We start from the raw sequence: 21,157 nt of genomic DNA on the forward strand, positions 1-21,157 counted from the left end.
AGGAGCGCGCCCTGCGCGCGACAGCTTCTCGCGGAGAGCACCAGGCCCTGCGGCTCACGGCCTCAAAACATGTCGCGCGCAGGGCGCGCTCCTACGGACCGGCCGGACGATATACCGCCCCCTCCCAAAAACCCGATATCTTTCAAACGGCTTCCCGATTACTATCCGCGCCGTGACGACAGGCGTTTTCAGGGGAACGGGATGTCGGAAGGGAAATCGGGGGCACTCGTCGATCGGCGTTTCGTGGCCGAGATGGACGCGTTGCAGCGTTTCGGGCGGGTGGAAAAAGAAGCCCAGCTCGGCGATGCGGACGCTCAGTACCGCCTCGCGCAGATGTACGCCGCGGGCGATCACGTCGAGCAGGACTACGCGCGCGCCACGCAATGGTTCCGCCGTGCGGCGGAGCAAGGACACGTCGAAAGCCAGTGCCGCCTCGCCGCGCACTTCGCGGAAGGGCTCGGCGTTCCGCGCGATCCCTTCGAAGCCGCGGGGTGGTATCGCCGCGCCGCCGACACGGGCTCCGCCGAAGCGCAGTGCGCGCTCGGCATGCTGCATGCGCGTGGCCACGGCGTCGTCGCGGATCGCCAGGAGGCCCTGCGCTGGTGGGGTCTGGCGGCCGACCAGGGGCACGTGCAGGCCTGCGTGAACCTTGGTGTATCGCATTACTTCGGACGTGGCGTTCCGCGCGACGCCGAACTCGCCTTCGCGTTCTACACGAAGGCGATCGAGCGCGGCGACCCCGGAGCACGTGGCTATGCCGACGCGCTGTGCAGCGTCGCGCACATGTATTGCGACGGCATCGGGGTGCCACGCGACACCACCATGGGGGCGCATCACTACCGGCGCGCGGCGGAGATGGGCAACGGCACGGCGCAGTTCGCGCTCGCCAAGCTCTATCTCGAAGCCAGCGCGCAGCCCGAGGATCGCGAGCAGGCCCGTCACTGGTTCGCGCGCGCGGCGGAGCAGGGCGACAGCGAAGCGCGTCGTATGCTCGCCGAGCTCGAAGCGCTCCCCGTCGAGACCGACGCGACGCCGGAACGCATCGCACAGATCGGCCCACAGGACGCTTCCGCGCAGTTCCTCCTCGGCCAGCGGCTCGCCTCCGGCGACGGCGTGGCACGGAACGATCGCGAAGCCGTGCGCTGGCTGGCGCTCGCCGCCGAGCGCCATCACGTCGCCGCCCAGTACGCGCTGGCCACGATGATCGACGCCGGCCGTGGCGTGCCCCGCCGGATCGACGAGGTGGTGCGGCTGCTGCGCAGCGCGGCGGGCGCCGGCCATGCCGACGCCCAGTTCGACCTCGGCCTCCTCCACGAGCGCGGGGACGGCGTGCCGCGCAATCCCTCGATCGCCCGGGCCTGGTACCGCAAGGCGGCGGCGCGCGGCCACCTGAAGGCGCTGCGCAAACTGGAGAAGCGGTCGTGGTGGCGGTTCTGGTGAAGCGGGGGTCGCAATAACCTGCGCCCGTGACTTCCGGCGCTTTCCCGCGCGCGGCACGAGGACGACCATCGGCGGATGACCGCCGGGCGGATGTCCGCCGGGGTCCGTACATAGGGCAACCCGCATGCGTAAATCCCTCGTCAGCGCGATCGCTTTCGCGCTCGCCGGCTTCTCCCTCGCCACCGTCGCCGCACCCGCGAACGACACGGCCGAGCTCGCCACTACCCAGCTTCCGCGTACCGTGCGGCCGACGCATTACGACGTGGCCGTGGTGCCGCATGCGGACAAGCTCGCGTTCGACGGCAAGGTGTCCATCGCGATCGACGTGCTGCAGCCGACGCCGTCGATCACGCTCAACGCGATGAACATGACGTTCGCCAACGTCTCGCTCGCCGCCGCGAAGGGCAAGGCGTCGTTCGCCGCGCCGAAGGTCGCCGTCGACGCCGACGCGCAGACCGCGACGTTCATCTTCGACCACGCGATCCCCGCCGGCAGCTACGTGCTGACGATGGATTACACGGGCAAGATCGGCACGCAGGCCAACGGCCTGTTCGCCATCGACTACGACACCAAGGCCGACGGCAAGAAGCGCGCCCTGTACACGCAGTTCGAGAACTCCGACGCGCGCCGCTTCATCCCTTCGTGGGACGAGCCGGCGTACAAGGCCACGTTCACGCTTTCCGCCACGGTGCCCGCCAGCCAGATGGCCGTGAGCAACATGCCGGTGGCGTCGAAGAAGGACATCGGCAACGGGCTGGCGAAGGTCACTTTCCAGCCGTCGCCGAAGATGTCGACGTACCTGCTGTTCTTCGGGCTCGGCGAGTTCGATCGCGCCACGACGAAGAGCGATGGCGTGGAGATCGGCGTCATCACGCAGAAGGGCCTGACGTCGCAGGCGCAGTTCACGCTCGACACCGGCAAGGCCGTGCTGCAGGAGTACAACGCGTACTTCGGCGTGCCGTACCCGCTGCCGAAGCTCGACAACATCGCCTCGCCGGGCCAGAGCCAGTTCTTCTCGGCGATGGAGAACTGGGGCGCGATCTACACCTTCGAGTACGCGCTGCTGCTGGATCCCACGATTTCCACGCAGTCCGACAAGCAGGAAGTGTTCAACACCGCGGCGCACGAAATGGCGCACCAGTGGTTCGGCGACCTCGTGACCATGCGCTGGTGGGACGACCTCTGGCTCAACGAAGGCTTCGCGTCGTGGCTCGCCTCGCGCACCACCGAGCGCCTGCATCCGGAATGGCACACCAACCTCGAAGCCGTGTTCACGCGCGAGGGCGCGATGTCGCGCGACGCCGTGGCGACCACGCATCCGGTCGTGCAGCACGTGGCGACGGTGGAGCAGGCCAGCCAGGCATTCGACTCCATCACCTACTCGAAGGGCGAGTCGGTGATCCGCATGCTCGAGGCCTATGTCGGAGCCGACAAGTGGCAGAAGGGCGTGCAGGCGTACATCAAGGCGCACGCGTATTCGAACACCGTCTCGGACGATCTGTGGAAGGCGATCGACGCCGCCGCCGGCATGCCGGTGAGCACCGTCGCCCACGACTTCACGCTGCAGCCGGGCATCCCGCTGGTGCGCGTCGAGTCCGTGTCGTGCGCGAACGGTTCCACGACGCTGAAGCTCTCGCAGGGTGAGTTCACCCGCGACCGCCCGGACAAGAAGCCGCTGTCGTGGCACGTGCCGGTGATCGCGAAGACGGTCGGTGGCGCCACGTCGTCGACCCTGCTGGAGAACGGCGCCGGTTCGCTCACGGTGGCCGGCTGCGCCCCCGTGCTCGTCAACGCGGGGCAGACGGGTTACTACCGCACGCTCTACGCACCGGCGCAGATCAAGGCGCTGCAGGGCGCATTCGCGAAGCTCGATCCCATCGACCAGCTCGGCGTCACGGCCGACGTCTGGGCGCTGGGCATGGGCGGCCTGCAGCCGGCGTCGGACGTGCTGGACCTGATCAAGGCCGCGCCGCTGGACGCCACACCGCTGCTGTGGGACGGCATCGCCAGCGACTTCTCCACGCTGGACGATTATTACGAGGGCGATGCGGCGCGTCAGGCCGCGCTGCGCAAGTACGCGATCTCGCGTCTCGCGCCGAAGTTCGCGCAGCTGGGCTGGGAAGCGAAGCCGGGTGAGGAAGCGCCGGTGGCGATCCTGCGTGCGCACCTGATCGGCACGCTGTCGCACCTGGGCGATGCGAACGTGATCGCCGAGGCACGTCGTCGCTATGCGAGCGACACGATGTCGCCGGAGCTGCGCAAGTCGATCCTCGCCGTCGTCGCCGCGCATGCGGATGGCGCGACGTGGGACAAGCTGCACGCGGCGGCGAAGGCCGAGAAGACGCCGCTGGTGAAGGATCGTCTGTACGCCTTGCTGGCCACGCCGTCGGACGAGGCACTGGCGAAGCGTGCGCTGGAACTGGCGCTGACCGACGAGCCGGGCGCGACGAACAGCGCGGCGATGATCTCCGCCGCGGCGCGTGCCCACCCCGAGCTCGCGTTCGACTTCGCCGTGGCGCACAAGGACAAGGTCGACCAGTTCGTGGATTCGACCTCGGCCGCGCGCTACTACCCGATGCTGGCCGGCGGTTCGCTGCAGCTGTCGACGATCGACAAGATCAAGGCGTTCGCCGACAAGTACATCGCACCGACCTCGCGTCGCGACGCGGAGACGAGCATCGCCAACATCCGCTACCGCGCGATGGTCCGCAAGGACCGCCTGCCGGCCGTGGATGCGTGGCTGAAGAAGAACGGTTGACGGGTGCCTGAAACGAAGCCGCCGGTCGCGAGGCCGGCGGCTTTCGTGTATCTGGCCGCGCTACGCGCGGATCGCCGATACGATCGGCTCCCACCCTCCGGTAGCCATCTTGCGGAGTGTGGGAGCCGATCGCATCGGCGATCCCGCGCAGCGGGCACCCTCGCGACAAGCTATCGACCGAAGGGGTGGGAGCCGATCGCATCGGCGATCCCGCGCAGCGGGCACCCTCGCGACAAGCTATCTACCGAAGGGTGGGAGCCGATCGTATCGGCGATCCCGCGCAGCGGGCACCCTCGCGACAAGCTATCTACCGAAGGGTGGGAGCCGATCGCATCGGCGATCCCGCGCGCAGCGCGGCCCGGTCGCGCTACGTCAGCCGGCCGCGGCGCACGCCGCGACGAGCGCTTCGCGGAAGCACGGCACATCGACCAGTCGCGCGGCCAGCGTGCCCTTGAACACGTCGCCCGATCCGCAGGTCGGCACACGGTAGAGCTCCGACTCGTCGCCGTGCCGGTCGGCACCGTGCGAGACCAGGCAGCTCTTGTCCAGCGACACCACGACCGTCCCCGCGCACAAGCGACGGGCGAGCGCGTTGATCGTCGTATCGTCCATGCTCGTCACCGCCTGCGCCGTGATGTCGATCGACAGGAAACGCCCGCACACGCGAGCGAACTCGTAGACGTCGAGCAACAGCACGTCGGTGCTGGCGAACTCGCGGACCGAAAGGCCAGGCGGCAGCGGGCCCGGATCCAGCACACGAAGGATGCGCTTCTCGCCGGCCATTTCGAGCGTGGCGGCGACGGCGTCGATGTTCGCCTCGGTCGAGACGAGCAGCACCTTCGCTCCCTCGAAGAGATCGGACTGCGCGGCGATGAAGCCGGCATCGAGCCGGTCGTTCGCGCCGGACGACAGCACGGACATGACCTGGCCCTTCGGATCGACGACCAGCGCGGTACGGCCGGTGCGCACGCCGGACACCACCTGCCAGCGGGCCACGACGTTGAGCGGCAGGCCGGAGGGATCGATGGTGTCGTCGCCGATGGCGGCGATGAGGCCGGTGGCCACGCCGGCGTGCGCCGCGGCGACCGCCTGATGAAAGGCCTTACCGCCAGGACGCCGTTCGAACGCGCTGGCGTACGCCGGCTCGCCCGCGCGGGGAAGGCGTGGCGTCTGCCAGCGCTCTTCCTCGCTGTAGCCACCGACGACCAGCAGGCGCGCCGCGGTCATCCGGTCAGAAGCGTTCGAGCACGCCGGCGATGGTCGCCGTCATGAACGTCGCGATCGAGCCGCCCAGCACGGCGCGCAGGCCGAGGCGGGCGAGGTCGCCACGACGGTTCGGGGCGAGGCCGCCGATGCCGCCGATCTGGATGGCGATGGAGGAGAAGTTGGCGAAACCGCAGAGCGCGTACGTGGCGATCAGGCGGCTTTCCGGCAGCAGGTCGGGCAGGTGGCGCGCGAGGTCGGCGTAGGCGACGAACTCGTTGATGACCACCTTCTGGCCGATGAAGCTGCCGACCAGCGTGGCGTCCTGCCACGGCACGCCGATGAGCCACGCGACGGGCGCGAGCACCCAGCCGAAGATCGTTTCGAGGCTGAGCGCGACCGGATGGCCGGCGCTGGCGGTGAGCCACGCGTTGATGCTGTGCTCGCCACCGATCGTGCCGGCCCACTGCACCGGGCCGTTGATCAGGGCGATCAGCGCGATGAAGGCCAGCAGCATGGCGCCGACGTTCATGGCGAGCTTGAGGCCGTCGCCCGCGCCGGTGGCCGCCGCGTCGATGACGTTGGCGGTGGTCTTCTCGACCTCGATCTTGACCGTGCCGCGCGTCAGCGGCTCCTGCGTCTCGGGGACGAGGATCTTGGCCAGCACCATCGTGGCCGGCGCGGCCATCACGCTCGCGGTGAGCAGGTGCTTCGCGTAGAACATGCGCTGCGCGGGATCGTCGCCGCCCAGCATCGCCACGTACGCCGCCATGACGGAACCGGCGATGTGCGCCATGCCGCCGATCATGACGGTCATGAGCTCGGCCTGCGTCATGCGCTCGATGTACGGCTTGATGGTCAGCGGCGCTTCGGTCTGGCCGATGAACACGCTCGCGCAGACGCTGGTGGTTTCCGCGCCGGAGACGCGCATCACCTTGGTGATGACCCAGGCCATGCCCTTGACGATCTGCTGCATCACGCCGAGGTGGTACAGCACGCCGGTGAGGGCGGCGAAGAAGACGATGGTCGGCAGCACCTTCACCGCGAAGATCACGCCGAACTTCTCGCTGTCGAGCAGGCTGCCGAAGATGAAGCGCGAACCGACGTCCACGTAATCGAGCAGGCGCACGAAGCCGGTGGCGATCGCGTCGAACACGTCGCGACCCAGCGGCACCTTCAGCACGATGGCGGCGAAGGCGATCTGCAACAGCACGCCGGTGGCGACGAGCTTCCAGTCGACCACGCGCTTGTTGTTGGAGAAGCAGAACGCGATGCCGACAAGCACCGCCAGACCGAACAGGCCAAACAGAACATGGCCCAGCAAACCCAGCATCGTGACGTACCCCTTGGGAGGCCGGGGGTAGCCCCGTGACCGCTTTAAAAAACGCGAGGTTACGGGAGGTGGCCTTATGGGGCAAGTTCGGATGTGTACGAGGCGGCACGGCCCCTCTCCGTCGCCCCGGCGGGACGGTAGGATAAGGACCGATGAACCTCTTCCTCACCATCGCCCTCGTGCAGATCGTGGCCCTGGTCACCCCGGGCCCCGATTTCTTCTTCGTATCCCAGCTGGCCGCCAGCCGGTCGCGGCGCGAGGCGCTCGCCGGCGTGATCGGGATCGCCCTCGGCGTCGCCGTGTGGGCGGCGCTGGCGCTCCTGGGTCTGCAGATCCTGCTGCACCGGCTGGCCTGGCTGGAGCGGGGCATCGCCATCGCCGGCGGCGCGTACCTGTGCTGGATGGGCTTCCAGATGCTCCGGGCGTCGTGGAAGGCGAAGGCCGACGCGGCCGCGCCCGTGGTCGACGTTCGCGGGTCCAGTCCGGGACGCGCGCTGATGCGCGGGCTGGCCACCAACCTCGCCAACCCCAAGGCCGCGATCTACTTCGCGTCCATCTTCTCGGCGTTCGTGGGCGACGGCATGGGCGCCGCGGCGCGCTGGGGCCTCTGGGCGATGGTCACCGTCGAGACCTTCCTCTGGTTCGCCATCGTGGCGGGGATCTTCGCGCTGCCCGCCATGCGCCGGGGCTACGTGCGGGCCAGCCGCTGGATCGACGGCGGTGCCGGCGCGATCTTCGTGCTGTTCGGGCTGCACCTCGTCTTCGGGCGCCGCGCCGCTTAACCCTTGTCGAGGTTCCGGGTGACCTGCGCGAGACTGGCCGCCAGCACGGCCGGCTGATCGACGCCCTCGAGCGCCGCGCGGGCGAGATCGGCGACGAGGGCGCGGACGCGTTCGGCCATGCGCTTGCCGGCCGGCGTCAGGGCGATGTCCACCAGGCGCCGGTCGGACTCGTTGCGCTCGCGGCGCATCAGGCCGCGCTCGATGCCGGCATCCACCGCGTGCGTTACCGTGCTGGCGTTGACGCCGCATGCGACCGCCAGCTCGGTGGAGATCATGCTGCCGCGGAGGGCGAGCAGCAGGAGCATGTCGCTCTGCAGGGCGGTGAGCCCGAACTCGCGCTGGGCGCGTTTGCCCACGGTGTCGCGCAGCCGGGAGCCGGCCAGCATCAGGTCCCGGCCCAGACCGAGGGCCGTCGTCGTGTCTTCCGATCCCATCTCAGTCGGCCGCCCTGCGCCAGGCACCGGGCGGCATGCCGACGGTGCGCGTGAAAACCCGGGTGAAGTGGCTCTGTTCCGCGAAACCGCAGGCCAGGGCGATGTCCGCCAGCGACAGCGTGGTGTCGCGCAGGAGCTGGCGGGCGCGTTCGATGCGGCGGTCGAGAAGCCAGCGGTGCGGCGGCTTGCCCAGGCTGCGGCGGAACGCGCGGGAAAAGTGATTGACGGACAGGCCGCACGCGTCCGCCACGTCCGACACCGGGAACGACTGGTCGAGCCGCTCGTCCATGTAGGCGACCGCGCGTCGCTCCTGCCAGGTCGCCAGGCCGCCGCGCGGGGCGCCGGTCTCCTCGGGCCCGGTCGGCAGGCTGAGGATCGCCCTCAGCGCGAGCGCCACGTGGGCGAGCAGCGGGGCGTTCGGGGCCTCGGCACGCAGGCTGTCGAACAGCACCTGGGCGAGCGTGCGCACGGCCGGGGGATGGTCGCTGTCCATCGAGCCTTCCGCCTGACCGTGGAAGAGGATCGCCCCGCCGCCGACGCCATCCGACGCGCAGGCGGTGCGATAGACCAGAAGCAGGTCGTCGGCCGCGTCGTCGAGCGCGATCTCGGTGAGCTGGGAGCGGCCGCGCAGGTCGTCGACCAGCCGCAGCCCGCCCTGGCGGTCGTCACGGTCGACGGCGGCGGAGCGCTGCGCGAGGTCGACGATCACCGTGGAAAGGGTGCGGCGGTATGTACTTGGGCAGGACGATTCGGCGCGGTACATGGGCCGATCCTTTTCGGGTATCGGAGGGCGGGACAAGGATTGCGCATGCAAGTATCGGCATCCACCCCCATAAGAGGTAGACCGTCCTCCGACAACACCGCGGTGCCTAAAACGCCCACCTCAGGATGGCCGCGATCACGGCGACGACCACCACGATCACGACGACGTGCCGCAGGTACGGGCCGCCTGAAACACCACCGTCATAACTGGCGTCGTCGTAATCGTGCGACGCGTCGCGGGGATGGCGGACGAACGGGAGGCGGAGGCGTTTGCGGGGTTTTCCGGGCATGGCAGTGTGGCTACGTCAGGGTGGGAGCGCGTTCACGCGCGAATGGTGCTCGCCGCGAGGACGTTCGCGCGTGAACGCGCTCCCACCCCAAGGCAGGCCGCCACCGTCGTCATGGGGACGCCACGCGCGAGGTATTCCTGAGTTCTTCGAGGATCTCGGGCCCGCGCACGTCGATGTGGTCGAGGTTGTTCACGTAGAAACGCACGAAGGGTTTTTCGGCATCCTTCGGCATCCAGGGCCTCGCCCAGACGAACACCACGCAATAGCCGTCCGACTCGGCGATCAGCTTGTCGAGACGCGCACGCAGGAGACGGCGCACCGGATACGCGTCGATCTCCTTCGCCGTGAGGGTGATGGTGGGACGCAGCTCCGCATCGTCGTGGCGGAAAGGACGCGAGAAACGCAGGTAATAGCCGCCTTCCTTCGTCGCCCGAAGCGAGGCGGTGCCCCACCACACGGCACGCGTGCCGAGCAGGTCGGCGACCTTCTGCCGGTAGACGTTTCGGAAGAGGGCTTCGTAGGTCTGCGTCTCGCCGCCGATCTCGACGGTGGCCTCGTCCAGGTCGTTGTCGCGGCGATGTTCGAGGAACTTCTGTACGAGCGAGGAGAGGCGGTAGTAGTGGCTCGCGCGCGGCCTCGATACCGTGCCGGCCGACGGAACCGCGCGCCGCGCCGGTGAGGCGACCGCGTCGGCCCGCGGCGTCGCTGCCGGCGCGCGGAAATGATCCGCGGGGCGTTCGGCTTCGAACACGTCGGGTCGCTTTTCCGCTTTCGATTCGCCGCGACCGTGCGCGACTTCGCAGGTGTCGGCGTGATCTTCGAGCCGGTACGAACGAAAGTAGGGACGGATGCGCAGGTTCTGCTCGGGCTTGTCCAGGCAGGCGCAGATCAGCGGCGCGGAACATCCGCTGCCGACGCACGTGAATCGCGCATCGCGGTCGAGCAGGTCGGCCCAGTGGAGCTCATAGGCGCGCTCGGCGGTGATGCGTTCGTCGTGCCCGGCGGTGAAAGCTTCTTCGATCGACACGTGGGCATCCGGCATCCCTGTTGGCGCCCACTGTAGCGCGATCAGAACGAGCCGAAACCCCGCGCCGGTTCCAGGCCCATGTCGAGCTTCACGCCGCGCAGGAACGCGAGCACTTCCTCGTAACGACCCAGCGCCACCAGCGCCTCGGCGGTGCGCATGCCGAGCGTCGCGATCGGATCGTCGCGGTACCAGGCGATGCGCGCGGCCTCGTCGGGCTCGACGCGCGCGGCTTCGCGCAACACGTGCCAGGCGTGCGACTTGCGCGGGGTCCTCTCGATCGGGGAACGAATATCGACAATCCGGGCGTATGACATGCAACTAACCTCGAGTGGCGGCGGTGGATCGCCCACACGTGCTCTAGACGACAAACGTGCCTAACTTTCCTGTCCCTACCCTTTCCGATACGGAGTGACCGTCCCATGGCCAAAGTCCTCGTTCTGTATTACTCGTCGTACGGCCACATCGAGACCATGGCCCATGCCGTCGCCGATGGTGCGCGCAATGCCGGTGCCACCGTCGATGTGAAGCGTGTCCCGGAGACCGCGCCCGACGAGGTCGTGCGCAATGCCCATTTCAAGACCGACCAGTCCGCGCCCGTCGCCCGCGTCGAGGAACTCGAAAACTACGACGCGATCATCGTCGGAACCGGTACCCGCTTCGGTCGCATGACGTCGCAGATGGCGGCGTTCTTCGACCAGGCGGGCCCGTTGTGGCAGCGTGGCGCGCTCAACGGAAAACTCGGTGGCGCTTTCAGTTCGACGGCGACCCAGCACGGCGGCCAGGAGACCACCCTGTTCTCGATCATCACGAACCTGTTGCATCTGGGCATGATCCCGGTCGGTCTGCCGTACAGCTTCACGGGCCTTACGAAGATGGATGAGATCACGGGCGGAACGCCTTACGGCGCGACCACCCTTGCCGGTACCGACGGGTCCAGGCAGCCCAGCGAGAACGAACTCGCCGGCGCCAGGTTCCAGGGCAAGCACATCGCCGAAGTGGCCGCGAAGCTCTTCGGCTGATCCGTCAGGCTTCCTGCCAGCGCGACCGCCGCCAGTGGCTGGGGCTCTGCCCCACCAGGCGGCGGAACAGGTTGCACAGGTGCGCCTGGTCGGAGAGGCCGCAGGCCAGGGCGATCTGGCTCAGCGGTTCGCGGGTCTGCAGCATCAGGGTCTGCGCGCGCTCCACGCGACGACGCATGATGTACGCATGCGGGGGATCGCCGAAGGAGTCCTTGAAGGCACGGCAGAAGTAACTGCTGGACAGGCCGGCGATGGACGCCAGCTGGTCGATCGTGATCGAGAAACCGAGGTTCTCGTCCACGTGGGCCGCGACGCGGCGCGCCTGCCAGGGCGCCAGGCCCGCGCCGACCCGGCGGCGGGGGGCGGCGGCGGGCGTGAGGGCGGGGGAGGCGGCCGGCTCACGTTCCAGCAGCGCGGCCGCACGGGCGACGCAGGCACGGGTCGTGGCGAGGTCGGATTCGGCCGCGGTCAGGGCCTGCTCGAGCAGGCGCGTGACGCTGGATTCATCGTCGACGGTGGGAAGGGGGAAGGAGGCCATGCCGTGCATGGCATCGGAGGCGCGGGCGCTCCCCGTTCCGGCATAAGCATTCGTTTCGTATCGCATCGCGTCTGCTCCACGGAGGGTGGCTCATGGGCGGGTTTGCCCATGTCGGCAGACTATTCGCGAAGAGGGGGTGGGCTGAATTCTACATAGGATGAGGGCAGGCCATACCAAAGGATTAATGGAGGGTTTGTATATTTCTTGTAGCGACCAGCCGTAACGGTCAAAAACCATCACCGGCGTGCAAGACTCTCGCTACGCGAAACCGGAACACTTCGTGCCGATTCCGTACAAGACACCCATCGACCGGACCCACATGACGATGTCGCGATTCCGGCACATGCAGAGCCAGGCGTACGTCCCCGCCACCCGCCCACGGCGGCTGGCGTCCGGCCTGCTGATGGGCGCCAGCGGCCTGCTCGCGCTGGCCGTCTTTCTCGTGGACACCTTCACGCCCCTGCAGAGCGCCGTGGCGGTCGTCTACGTGGTCGTCGTGCTGCTCGTCGCGGCCAGCGGCAGCCGCCGCGCCATTCTGGGCGCGACCATCGGTTGCCTCCTGCTCACCACGATCGCGTACGTGCGCGTCCACGGCATGCCGGCCCTCGACGCCCCGATGCTGCGCTGCGCCGTCAGCCTCGGGGCCATCGGCAGCACGGGCTGGCTCTCCCTGCGCAACCGCGAGCGCCTGATCACCATCGCCGGCCAGGCCCGCCTGATCGAGCTCACCCACGATTCGATCTTCGTCCGCGACATGGACGACGTGATCGTGCTCTGGAACGGCGGTGCGGAACAGCTCTATGGCTGGACCGCGCAGGAGGCCCTGGGTCGGCGCGCGAGCGACCTGCTCGGCACGGCGTTCCCCGGCGACCGGGTGGAGGCCGACGCCGCCCTGTTCGGGGCCGGACGCTGGGAAGGCGAGGTGTTCCAGCGCCATCGCGACGGCCGCATCGTGATCGTGGAAGCGCGCTGCGCCCTGTTGCGCGACGAACTCGGCAAGCCGCGCATGATCCTCGAAGCGGGTACCGACGTCACGGAACGGCGCGCGGCCGCGGCGGCCCTCGCCGAGAGCGAGCGCCGTTACCGCAGTATGTTCGAGACCGCCCGCTTCTCCTTCTGGGAAGAGGACTACTCGCGCGTGATGGATCGCGTGGACGAACTGCGTGCGCAGGGCGTCACCGACATGACCCAGTACATCGAGGCGCACCCCGAGTTCGTGGCGGAGGCCTGCGCCCTGACCTACGTGACCGACGTCAACGCGGCCACCGTGCGCATGCTCGGCGCCCGTCGACGCGAGGACCTGATCGGTCCGCTCGATCGCATCCTGCCGGCGTCCGAGCGCACGTTCGCGGGCGTGCTGCTGAAGATCCTCGAGGGCGGCGGCGTCGCCGAGGGCGAAACCCATCTGATCAACCTGCGCGGGGAGCGGCTCACGGTGCTCTTCGCGCTGAACATGCCGCTGGGGCCGACCCGCTACGACCGCGTGCTGGTCAGCGTCGTCGACATCACCGACCGCAAGCGCACCGAGCGCGCGCTGATCGCCATGCAGGCCGAGCTGGCGCAGGCGGCGCGCGTCACGGCGCTGGGTGAAATGAGCGCCTCCATCGCACACGAGGTGAACCAGCCGCTGGCGGCCATCGTCACGCATGGCGAGGCCAGCCTGCGCTGGCTGCGCCGCCCGCAACCGGACATCGGCGAGGCCTGCGAGGCCATCGATCGCGTGGTGCGCGATGCGCGGCGCGCAAGCGAGGTGGTGCACCGCGTGCGCAGTCTCGCGAGCAAGGAGCCGCGCCAGCACGTCCGCTTCGATCTCGCCGCGCTGGTGGAAGAATGCGCGCAGCTGCTCGATGGTGACATCGCGCTGCATCGCATCGCCCTGCGCGTCGACATCGCCCGCGACGCGCCGCTTCCCCACGGCGACCGCGTGCAGCTTCAACAGGTGGTGGTCAACCTGATGGCCAACGCCATCCGGGCGATGTCGGAGGTCGCCGGCAAGCGCCTCCTGACGGTGCGCGCCCGCGCCGACGCCGTCGACGGCCTGCTGGTGGAAGTGGAAGACAGCGGCACCGGCATCCCCGAGCACATCGCCCCGCACCTGTTCGATGCGTTCGTCACCACGCGCGGCGACGGCATGGGCATGGGGCTCGCGATCTGTCGTTCCACGGTAGAATCCCACGGCGGTCGCCTGTGGGCGACCAATCGTCCCGGTGGCGGGGCGACCTTTCATTTCACGTTACCGCTGACGGAGGCGGAGGAGGCCCGCGCATGACTGGCGTACCCGTCGCCAACGCCGCTCGCACACCCATCGTCTGCATCGTCGACGACGATGCCTCCGTGCGCGAAGCGCTCGCCTCCCTGTTCCGTTCCGTGGGTCTCACCGTCGCGGCGTTCGGAAGCACGGCCGATTTTCTCGCGCGCGAGAACGCCGACGCGCCCGGTTGCCTCGTGCTCGACGTGCGCCTGCCCGGCGTGAGTGGCCTCGATTTCCAGGCCCAGCTCGCCGCCATGGAAAACCGTCTGCCAGTGATCTTCATGACCGGCCATGGCGACATTCCGATGTCGGTGCGCGCGATGAAGGCCGGCGCGCTCGATTTCCTGGCAAAGCCGTTTCGCGACCAGGACATGCTCGACGCCGTCACCAGCGCGATCGAGCGCGATGCGGCGGATCGTCGCGGGGCCGATGCGCTCGCAACGCTGCGCAGCGCCTATGCCTCTCTCACGCCGCGCGAGCGGGAGGTCATGACCCACGTCACGGCCGGTCTCATGAACAAGCAAGTGGGCGGCCTGCTGGGGCTTTCCGAGATCACGGTGAAGATCCACCGTGGCAACGTCATGCGCAAAATGGGCGCGAAATCCCTCGCGGAACTGGTGAAACAGGCGGAAGCGCTCGCCGCGAACCCTTGATACCAGCGGCCCCGCGCGCAACGCAAACCTCCGTATGATTCCCATCCCCCATCCGGGGGCGCACTGTATCGACGGCAGGTCGGGCACATACCCGGCGAGGAATTCAGGTTGGCCGCTAACAGGATCGTGGCGATCGTGGACGACGACGAAGCCGTGCGGACGGCCACCGTCAGTCTGGTGCGCTCGCTGGGACACAAGGTACGGAGTTTTGCTTCGGCCGAGGAGTTCCTCAGCCATGGCGACGACGAAGGTGTCGATTGCCTGGTGACCGACGTCCACATGCCCGGCATGGACGGCTTCGTCCTGTACAACCGCCTGGTGGAGCGCGGTCGCACCTATCCGGTCGTGTTCGTCACGGGGTTCCTCGACGAAAGCACGCGCGCGAACATCCTCGCCGCGGGCGCCTTTTGCTACCTCGGCAAACCCTTCAGTGGCGACCAGCTGGTCGATTGCCTGCAAAGGGCGCTCGGGGAGTCGCCGCACTAGCGCGAGCGCCGGCCTTTTGTCACCGGGGTTTGCTACGCTCCGGCCCCATGACCCTGACCCTCTTCCTGATCCTCATCGTCATCGGCCTCGTCCTTGTCGCGCGGCGCCGCATCCGGGGAGGCATGGTCCTCTCGCTGCTCGCGCTGGCGTGGCTGCTGTTCGCCGGTTGCGGACCGCTCACGGGGATGCTCCTCGGTCATCTTCAATCCGGTTTCGCACCCGACGTCGCGCAGTGGGGTCGGAAGAACGCGATCATCCTGCTTGGCGCGGGCACGGTGCGCAGCGGGGCCGGCGCGGTGGAGCCCAGCCTCTACGCCAACGGGCGCATCCTGCGCGCGGCGGAACTCTACCGGGCCTGCAAGGCGACGGGCGCGGAGTGTAAGGTGGAGGTCAGCGGCGGCGATGCGATGAAGCTCAAGCAGGCGGAAGCCGACGTCTACGCCATCACGCTCGACCGCCTGGGGCTGCCGCGCGAGGATCTGATCCTCGAGGCCAACAGCATGAACACGTTCCAGAACGCGCAGAACAGCAAGCCGCTGTTGATGGCGTATGGCGCGGACAAGGTGGTGATCGTTTCGTCGGGCGTGCACCTGAAGCGCGCGCTGCTTTACTTCGCGCACTTCGGCATCCGTGGCGAGCCGGTGCGGGCCGATTATGTCAACGCGCGTTACGACTGGCTGCCGAGCTCGGAAAACCTCTCGTTCGCGGACTTCGCGATCCACGAATACGTCGGCGTGTGGCGCTACCACTTCTACAACGCCATGGGCTGGAACGCGCCGAAGATTCCTGAAGATAACGCAACCACGCAGACACCTCGCTAACAATTGGCGTTTTATGCTGTTCAACCGTCCAGCACGGACCTTTCAATCAAGGAGTCGCCCGTGAAGTCACGCACCATCCTCGCCGCCCTGCTGGCCGCCGCTTCCGTCATGCCGGTCGCCGCGTTCGCGCAGCAGGCCGCGCCCGCTCCGGCCGCGAATCCCGCCAGCCAGATCCCGGCGTCGGACAAGCAGGCGATCCAGAACTACAACCTGACCGAAGACGTGTTCAACCGCATCGTGAAGGTGTCGCAGGAAGCCAAGGCCCAGGGCATCCGCCCGAAGGATGCCAAGACCGACTTCTCGAAGATCCATTCGCTCGACGATCTCGCCAAGCAGGTGACCGATTCGGATCCGCGCATCGCGCCGCTGATCCAGAAGAACGGCTTCACGCCGCGTGAGTTCCTGCTCGCGAACCTCGCGGTCACCAATGCGGCTATCGCGTCTGAAGCGAAGAACAATCCGCAGATGGCCGCCTATGTCGACCAGTCGAAGGTCAACAAGCAGAACGTCGCGTTCTACGAAGCGCACAAGGCGCAGATCAACGCGCTGATGAACGAAGACGCCCAGGGCGGCGCGCAGTAAGCACCCCCACCGGTCCGCTCCTGAGTTGGAGCGGACCTGGCCGCGACAGCTTCTCGCGAAAGCGCAACAGGCCCCGACCGGCACCTTGGGCTGTTGGAGCGGACCTGGCCGCGACAGCTTGTCGCGAAAGCGCAACAGGCCCTACCCCGCGAAAGGTTGGTAGAGCGGACCCGGCCCGCTCCTGAATCGTGGGAGCGGACCTGGCCGCGACAACTTCTCGCGAAAGCGCAACAGGCCCTGTAGCTTCCGGCCCCAAACCATGTCGCGGCCAGGGCCGCTCCTACAGGGTCGGCGAGGTGTGTAAAGTCGCCTCCATGACCCCCTCCCGCGCCACCCCTTGGCTCCCCGCGCTCGCCGTCCTCGGTTCCGTCACATCGTTGTGTATCGGCACTTCGTTCGCGAAGAAGCTGTTCCCCCTGATTGGTGCGGAAGGCACGTCGGCCCTTCGCGTCGGGTTTTCCGCGCTCGTTCTTCTGGCTTTTTGGCGGCCATGGCGCTGGCCATTGACGCGCCGCGATGCCGCGTCCGTGATTCGCTACGGCCTCACGCTCGGCGCGATGAACCTGATGTTCTATCTCGCGTTGCGGACGATTCCGTTCGGCATCGCCGTGGCGATCGAATTCAGCGGCCCGCTCGCCGTGGCCATGTGGTCGTCACGCCGTCCCGTCGATTTCGTCTGGCTCGCGTCCGCCATCGTCGGCCTCGCGATGCTTCTCCCGCTGGGCCACGGCAGCACGCTGGATCCGACCGGTGTCGCGTTCGCCCTCGGCGCCGCGTTCTGCTGGGCGCTCTACATCATCTTCGGCAAGCAGGCCGGCCATCTCCACGCCGGCCACTCCGTATCGCTTGGCCTCGTCGCCGCGAGCCTGATCGTCGTGCCCTATGGGGTCGCGCACGCCGGGGCGAGCCTGCTCGATCCCGCCATCCTCGCCGTCGGCCTCGGCGTCGCCATCGTGTCCAGCGCGATCCCCATGTCGCTGGAAATGATGGCCCTGAAGCGGTTGCCGAGCGAAACCTTCGGGATCATGGTCAGCCTGGAACCGGCCGTGGCCTCGTTCCTCGCCATGCTGCTCCTGGGCGAGCGCCTTACCGCTTACCAGTGGCTGGCCATCGGTTTCATCGTGCTGGCATCGATCGGCAGCACGGTGACGGCGCGGAGGTCATCCGCGCCGTCGGTCGAACTTGCCGGTTGAAACGCGGCTCGCATGTAGAGAGCCGGTACGGCTACCAGGTGCGACGGATACCGAAGGTGCCAGCGACACGGCGATAGTTCCGCGCGCCGAAACGTGTTTCGACATCGCCCCAGAAGCGCCAGCCGCTGTGGCGGAGGAACGTGACGCCGAGCTTCAGCGCGTACGCGTTGCGCGGGACGCCGCCGGTGAACGTTTCGCCACCAAGCTGCGTCGCGTCGAGGCGGCCCAGTCGACGCAGCCAGTTCGCTGTGAGGTACGGCGAGGCCACATGTCCGCCGGGCGTTTGCCAGCGAGCGGCGCTGCGCAATCCGATGCGGCCGGTGACGCCGCTGGCGTGTCTCGGACTCACGCGCGCCCCATTGGCTTCGGTATGGACACCGCCGTTGAGGCGTGTCGCGACGATCTGCGCCTGTGGCTCGATGTACGCGTCGGTGTCCTTCGTCAGGGTCGCGCGCCACCGGTGACCGCCTTCGATGCTGCCACTTACGGTGTTGCTGTCGTAGTTCTCAACCGGAAGCCCGCTGCCTTCGACCCGTTCGTTGAAGCGCGCGAACCGTGTCCAGCCGCGAATGTAGCTGCCGGCCTCGGTGCGCAGTCCTCCGTAGATGCCGCCGGCGGCGCCGCGCACACGGCCCTTGGCGGTGTAGCCGGTCACGAGCGAGGTACCGCTGGTGTTCGCCTGACCGACAGCTCCCATGACGCCGACGTACGCCTGAGTGGACTCGCCGCCGCGCCATACGTCGGCGCCGAGCGTCAGTTCGTTCGACGCCGTGGTCGTGGTGATCTGATCGCGGAAATCGAAGGTGGTGTGGTTGCGCTCGAAGCGCGCCCATGCCGCGCCACGTGACACATCGGGCTCATCGTCTTCGCCCGCGCCGGGGCCTGCCTGGAACATCTCGAGCACCGCGGTCTGGTTCGCTCGATAGGTGCCCGTCTCGGGGCGGAGAAGGGGGACACTGGGCGGCACGACCGGCGGCGCGATCGGGTCGTCGTCATCGCCTTCTTCGGGGTCGACGACCTGCTCCGGGACGGCGGAACGCAGGTACCAGTTACCGTCATCCGGCTGGCTCACCGAGCCCTTGTGCAGGAAGTATTCGTTCGCGCCGCCAACGACGCGGCCGGCGAGGGTGAAGGTGCCATCGGATGCCCCATCGACGCGCACGACGGGGATCCCTTCGGCGTTGTAAGCGCCGTTACCGCCGAGGGGCGCGATCGCGAGGCGCGTCGTTCCCGATGCGTTGCCCTGGACGTGGACGAGATCCGATGCGGAAGTGTCGTCGCCGAGCCACGTGCGCAGATGGATCAGGCCGTTGCGTCCTTCGTAGTTGCCGGTGATGGTCAGCGTGGAAACGCTGCCCGCGCCGGGCGATGCGAACGCCACCACGCCGTTGTCGTTGCGGAGCGCGCCGATCACGCTGTCCCCGGTGACGCGCCAGGTGCCGCCGTTTTCGACATCGACGTTACGGACGATGGCGGTCGCGCCGGACCAGACCGCGCCGTGGCGGATGGCGACGGACGCCTTCGTCTCATCGGAGGGTGGCCGCGGGTCGTCGGAGAAGCGGATGTCCCCGAAGGCCTGTGCGGTATCGTCGAGCACGATGGTGAACGGCTTGGTCGACGTGGGATCGATGTCGACGAAGGCACCATTGCCGCCCTTCAATACGGCATCGCCGCCGATGCGGACGAGGCTCGGGTCGAGCAGGCCGAGCGCCGCGAACTGTCCGCTTGCGATGCTGCCGCCCTTGATAGTGAGCTTGCCGCCGGTGAGGACGAGCGCGCCGTAGGCGTCTTTGCCAGTCACATGCACGCGCGTGTCGGAGACGCTGACCTCGCCGGCCGCGCTGTACAGGCCATGCCCGTTGGCGCCCGTCGTCTCGATGGACGAGCCCGCGAGAACGATGCGGCCACCCGTTTCCGCCCGGGCACCGTGGGCAAACGAGCCAGCGGTGGTGATGTAGACGGCGGTCGCCTGGAACATCGGAGACATGCCGGGCGCTGCGGCGCCCTTGGCAAGCATGCCGTACGACGAGGTTCCGGTGGTCTTGATCGTGACCCGGTCGACTTCGGCGAAGGCGCCCCGGTTGTCGATACCGGGCGCCGACTTGCCGGAGGTCGCGATGGTCGTCTGGGCGAGCCGGACAGGCCCGGAGCCATCGTAGATGCCGACCGCGGAGGCCCGCTCGCCGAGGGTGGAGAGGTGGCTGCCCTCGACGGTGACGAGGCCCGCGCTGGAATTGACATTGATGGCGTGGGCGTCCGCTCCTTCGGTGCCGATGGTCGTATCGATGGCGACGGCCTGAGCGCCACTTTCGACGTAGATACCGTGGCTTTCGTCGCCCTTGGTCATGATGGTGGCGGCATTGGCGCGCAGACCCGTGCCGTCGCCGCTGCCGACCATGCCCGATGCGTTACCTCCGGACGTGGCGATCGCCGTGCCGTCGATCGTCGCGGTGGCTCCGTCCGTGGCGTCGATGCCGTGTGCGGCATAGCCGGCGGTGACGATGCTCCCTTTCGCGAATCCCGCGATGGCATCGGAGAGCCGCGCGCCCGTGGCGCCGCCTTCCCGGGTCACGATGTCGACATGATCGAAGAGCGAGGGCCGGTTGCTTCCGGTGTTGGCGAGCTTCACCGCGTAGGCGCCGACGCCGTCGGTGGTCAGCCTGGCGTTCGACAGCGAGAGGTAGCTATCGGCGCCGGTGACGTTGATGGCATAGGCGTCCTTGCCGGACGTGGTGAAGCGGACATCGTCCGCCGAGGCCGTGCCGCCGCCCCGGATGATGAGGACGGACTCGGAATCGCCGGACGTCGCGTAGTCGCCGGGATCGATGAGGAGATCGTCGCCTGCGTCGACGATGAAGGGCGGCAGGGCCGCGGTGTCGTCGCCGGCGACGCCGGCGGGTGCAAAAAAAGCCGCCATGCAGGCGGCGAGGAAACGGCGGGGAAGGGGGGTGGGGGTATTCAAAGACAGTCGCTCCATGGCTGGCGGCAGGGGGCGGGGTGCCCGACTGCAACTTCCGGCTGACAGGGTAGGGACTGGCTTCGGAGAGGGGAACGCGATTATTCTGAAAATGTCTGCGAACGCTGTCTGCGCTGCGCCGTCGGACACCGATGTTCCACCCTGCACGTCGCAGCCTTGGGGAATGGCCCGTCCACGGAGGGGTCTTTCAGAGGGGGTGCGTGTTCTTTCTGTCGGCAAGTGCGCCGATTGTCGTGGAAGCTGCGTCGTTTCGGCGCTATGCTCCGCTGCGCTTGCCCAATACATAACAATGAGGAGCCCTACCATGAAGATTGTTTCGATCACTGCCCTGGCTTTCGTCGCTGCCGCCCTGCTGTCGGGCTGCAACAAGTCGGAAGACGCCGCCCCGGCGCCGGCCGCCGCTTCGACCGCCGCCGCGACCGACACGGCTGCGCCGGCCGCCACCGCCGCCGCTCCGGCCGACGCGACCCCGGCTCCGGCCACGACCGCTCCGGCCGCTGCCGGCACGGCTGCTCCGGCTCCGGCTTCGACCGCCGCTTCGGGTCAGTAAGTCGTTCGACGGCCGCCTCCCGGCGGCCGCCGCATGCGAAGAACACCGCTGCCCCGGC

19 protein-coding genes are annotated in these 21,157 nt (G+C 68.2%); 10 read left to right on the top strand and 9 right to left on the bottom strand.

Annotated features, from left to right (window positions below; translation table 11 throughout):
• The first annotated feature begins 201 nt into the window (after window positions 1–201).
• On the top strand, window positions 202–1,440 hold the full coding sequence (locus BMY69_RS17245) for a tetratricopeptide repeat protein (protein WP_177191209.1): 1,239 nt from the start codon (window positions 202–204) through the stop codon (window positions 1,438–1,440).
• Between the two features lie 124 nt (window positions 1,441–1,564).
• Window positions 1,565–4,198: a M1 family metallopeptidase gene (locus BMY69_RS17250; RefSeq protein ID WP_090180610.1), complete on the top strand. Its 2,634-nt coding sequence runs from the start codon at window positions 1,565–1,567 to the stop codon at window positions 4,196–4,198.
• Between the two features lie 372 nt (window positions 4,199–4,570).
• Here the strand turns inward: BMY69_RS17250 and BMY69_RS17255 are convergent, their stop codons facing one another.
• Complete coding sequence (locus BMY69_RS17255) at window positions 4,571–5,425, bottom strand: PfkB family carbohydrate kinase (protein WP_090180613.1); 855 nt, start codon at window positions 5,423–5,425, stop codon at window positions 4,571–4,573.
• Between the two features lie 4 nt (window positions 5,426–5,429).
• On the bottom strand, window positions 5,430–6,734 hold the full coding sequence (locus BMY69_RS17260) for a NupC/NupG family nucleoside CNT transporter (RefSeq protein WP_090055292.1): 1,305 nt from the start codon (window positions 6,732–6,734) through the stop codon (window positions 5,430–5,432).
• 152 nt (window positions 6,735–6,886) lie between these two features.
• On the opposite strand from BMY69_RS17260, the gene rhtC reads away from it, so the two are divergent.
• Window positions 6,887–7,516: a threonine export protein RhtC gene (gene rhtC, locus BMY69_RS17265; RefSeq protein ID WP_090055291.1), complete on the top strand. Its 630-nt coding sequence runs from the start codon at window positions 6,887–6,889 to the stop codon at window positions 7,514–7,516.
• Here the strand turns inward: rhtC and BMY69_RS17270 are convergent.
• The 5 genes from BMY69_RS17270 to BMY69_RS17290 all read right to left on the bottom strand — a co-directional run bounded on the left by BMY69_RS17270 (window position 7,513) and on the right by BMY69_RS17290 (window position 10,343).
• A complete protein-coding gene (locus tag BMY69_RS17270; protein WP_090180616.1) occupies window positions 7,513–7,950 on the bottom strand; it encodes a MarR family winged helix-turn-helix transcriptional regulator in 438 nt (145 codons plus the stop codon). The genes rhtC and BMY69_RS17270 overlap by 4 nt on opposite strands.
• 1 nt (window position 7,951) lies before the next feature.
• Window positions 7,952–8,713, bottom strand: coding sequence for a helix-turn-helix domain-containing protein (locus BMY69_RS19780; protein WP_090180618.1), 762 nt, complete (start codon window positions 8,711–8,713; stop codon window positions 7,952–7,954).
• Window positions 8,714–8,819: 106 nt separating this feature from the next.
• Entirely contained in the window at window positions 8,820–9,002 is a 183-nt protein-coding gene (locus BMY69_RS17280; protein ID WP_090180621.1) for a hypothetical protein, read from the bottom strand.
• Window positions 9,003–9,111: 109 nt separating this feature from the next.
• On the bottom strand, window positions 9,112–10,029 hold the full coding sequence (locus BMY69_RS17285; RefSeq protein ID WP_090180624.1) for a hypothetical protein: 918 nt from the start codon (window positions 10,027–10,029) through the stop codon (window positions 9,112–9,114).
• Between the two features lie 41 nt (window positions 10,030–10,070).
• Window positions 10,071–10,343: a hypothetical protein gene (locus BMY69_RS17290; protein ID WP_090180628.1), complete on the bottom strand. Its 273-nt coding sequence runs from the start codon at window positions 10,341–10,343 to the stop codon at window positions 10,071–10,073.
• Between the two features lie 105 nt (window positions 10,344–10,448).
• Here BMY69_RS17290 and wrbA point away from each other — a divergent pair, with 105 nt between their 5' ends.
• On the top strand, window positions 10,449–11,048 hold the full coding sequence (gene wrbA / locus BMY69_RS17295) for an NAD(P)H:quinone oxidoreductase (protein WP_090180631.1): 600 nt from the start codon (window positions 10,449–10,451) through the stop codon (window positions 11,046–11,048).
• Between the two features lie 4 nt (window positions 11,049–11,052).
• On the opposite strand, the gene BMY69_RS17300 is transcribed toward wrbA, so the two are convergent.
• A complete protein-coding gene (locus tag BMY69_RS17300) occupies window positions 11,053–11,652 on the bottom strand; it encodes a helix-turn-helix domain-containing protein (protein ID WP_090180634.1) in 600 nt (199 codons plus the stop codon).
• Between the two features lie 178 nt (window positions 11,653–11,830).
• Here BMY69_RS17300 and BMY69_RS17305 point away from each other — a divergent pair, with 178 nt between their 5' ends.
• The 6 genes from BMY69_RS17305 to BMY69_RS17330 all read left to right on the top strand — a co-directional run bounded on the left by BMY69_RS17305 (window position 11,831) and on the right by BMY69_RS17330 (window position 17,572).
• Complete coding sequence (locus BMY69_RS17305; protein WP_143070507.1) at window positions 11,831–13,855, top strand: PAS domain-containing sensor histidine kinase; 2,025 nt, start codon at window positions 11,831–11,833, stop codon at window positions 13,853–13,855.
• Window positions 13,852–14,490, top strand: coding sequence for a response regulator transcription factor (locus tag BMY69_RS17310; RefSeq protein WP_090055276.1), 639 nt, complete (start codon window positions 13,852–13,854; stop codon window positions 14,488–14,490). The genes BMY69_RS17305 and BMY69_RS17310 overlap by 4 nt, the downstream gene beginning before the upstream one ends.
• A gap of 108 nt (window positions 14,491–14,598) precedes the next feature.
• The gene (locus BMY69_RS17315) at window positions 14,599–14,976 is read left to right on the top strand and encodes a response regulator transcription factor (protein WP_090180639.1); all 378 of its coding nucleotides are present in this window, start codon (window positions 14,599–14,601) and stop codon (window positions 14,974–14,976) included.
• A gap of 53 nt (window positions 14,977–15,029) precedes the next feature.
• On the top strand, window positions 15,030–15,797 hold the full coding sequence (locus BMY69_RS17320) for a YdcF family protein (protein ID WP_218143219.1): 768 nt from the start codon (window positions 15,030–15,032) through the stop codon (window positions 15,795–15,797).
• Window positions 15,798–15,857: 60 nt separating this feature from the next.
• Complete coding sequence (locus tag BMY69_RS17325; RefSeq protein WP_090180645.1) at window positions 15,858–16,379, top strand: hypothetical protein; 522 nt, start codon at window positions 15,858–15,860, stop codon at window positions 16,377–16,379.
• Window positions 16,380–16,693: 314 nt separating this feature from the next.
• On the top strand, window positions 16,694–17,572 hold the full coding sequence (locus tag BMY69_RS17330; protein WP_090180648.1) for an EamA family transporter: 879 nt from the start codon (window positions 16,694–16,696) through the stop codon (window positions 17,570–17,572).
• Window positions 17,573–17,603: 31 nt separating this feature from the next.
• Here BMY69_RS17330 and BMY69_RS17335 read toward each other — a convergent pair whose 3' ends face one another.
• Complete coding sequence (locus BMY69_RS17335) at window positions 17,604–21,056, bottom strand: autotransporter family protein (protein ID WP_177191210.1); 3,453 nt, start codon at window positions 21,054–21,056, stop codon at window positions 17,604–17,606.
• Window positions 21,057–21,157: the final 101 nt, after the last annotated feature.

Source organism: Luteibacter sp. UNC138MFCol5.1, assembly GCF_900110505.1.
GTDB lineage: Bacteria > Pseudomonadota > Gammaproteobacteria > Xanthomonadales > Rhodanobacteraceae > Luteibacter.

Excerpts from the sequence above, each read along its gene's own strand:
- BMY69_RS17270 (WP_090180616.1), bottom strand. The coding sequence starts at position 7,950 with ATGGGATCGGAAGACACGACGACGGCCCTCGGTCTGGGCCGGGACCTG.
- BMY69_RS17290 (WP_090180628.1), bottom strand. The coding sequence starts at position 10,343 with ATGTCATACGCCCGGATTGTCGATATTCGTTCCCCGATCGAGAGGACC.
- BMY69_RS17250 (WP_090180610.1), top strand. The coding sequence starts at position 1,565 with ATGCGTAAATCCCTCGTCAGCGCGATCGCTTTCGCGCTCGCCGGCTTC.
- BMY69_RS17280 (WP_090180621.1), bottom strand. The coding sequence starts at position 9,002 with ATGCCCGGAAAACCCCGCAAACGCCTCCGCCTCCCGTTCGTCCGCCAT.
- BMY69_RS17260 (WP_090055292.1), bottom strand. The coding sequence starts at position 6,734 with ATGCTGGGTTTGCTGGGCCATGTTCTGTTTGGCCTGTTCGGTCTGGCG.
- rhtC (WP_090055291.1), top strand. The coding sequence starts at position 6,887 with ATGAACCTCTTCCTCACCATCGCCCTCGTGCAGATCGTGGCCCTGGTC.
- BMY69_RS19780 (WP_090180618.1), bottom strand. The coding sequence starts at position 8,713 with ATGTACCGCGCCGAATCGTCCTGCCCAAGTACATACCGCCGCACCCTT.
- wrbA (WP_090180631.1), top strand. The coding sequence starts at position 10,449 with ATGGCCAAAGTCCTCGTTCTGTATTACTCGTCGTACGGCCACATCGAG.
- BMY69_RS17330 (WP_090180648.1), top strand. The coding sequence starts at position 16,694 with ATGACCCCCTCCCGCGCCACCCCTTGGCTCCCCGCGCTCGCCGTCCTC.
- BMY69_RS17245 (WP_177191209.1), top strand. The coding sequence starts at position 202 with ATGTCGGAAGGGAAATCGGGGGCACTCGTCGATCGGCGTTTCGTGGCC.
- BMY69_RS17300 (WP_090180634.1), bottom strand. The coding sequence starts at position 11,652 with ATGCGATACGAAACGAATGCTTATGCCGGAACGGGGAGCGCCCGCGCC.
- BMY69_RS17255 (WP_090180613.1), bottom strand. The coding sequence starts at position 5,425 with ATGACCGCGGCGCGCCTGCTGGTCGTCGGTGGCTACAGCGAGGAAGAG.
- BMY69_RS17310 (WP_090055276.1), top strand. The coding sequence starts at position 13,852 with ATGACTGGCGTACCCGTCGCCAACGCCGCTCGCACACCCATCGTCTGC.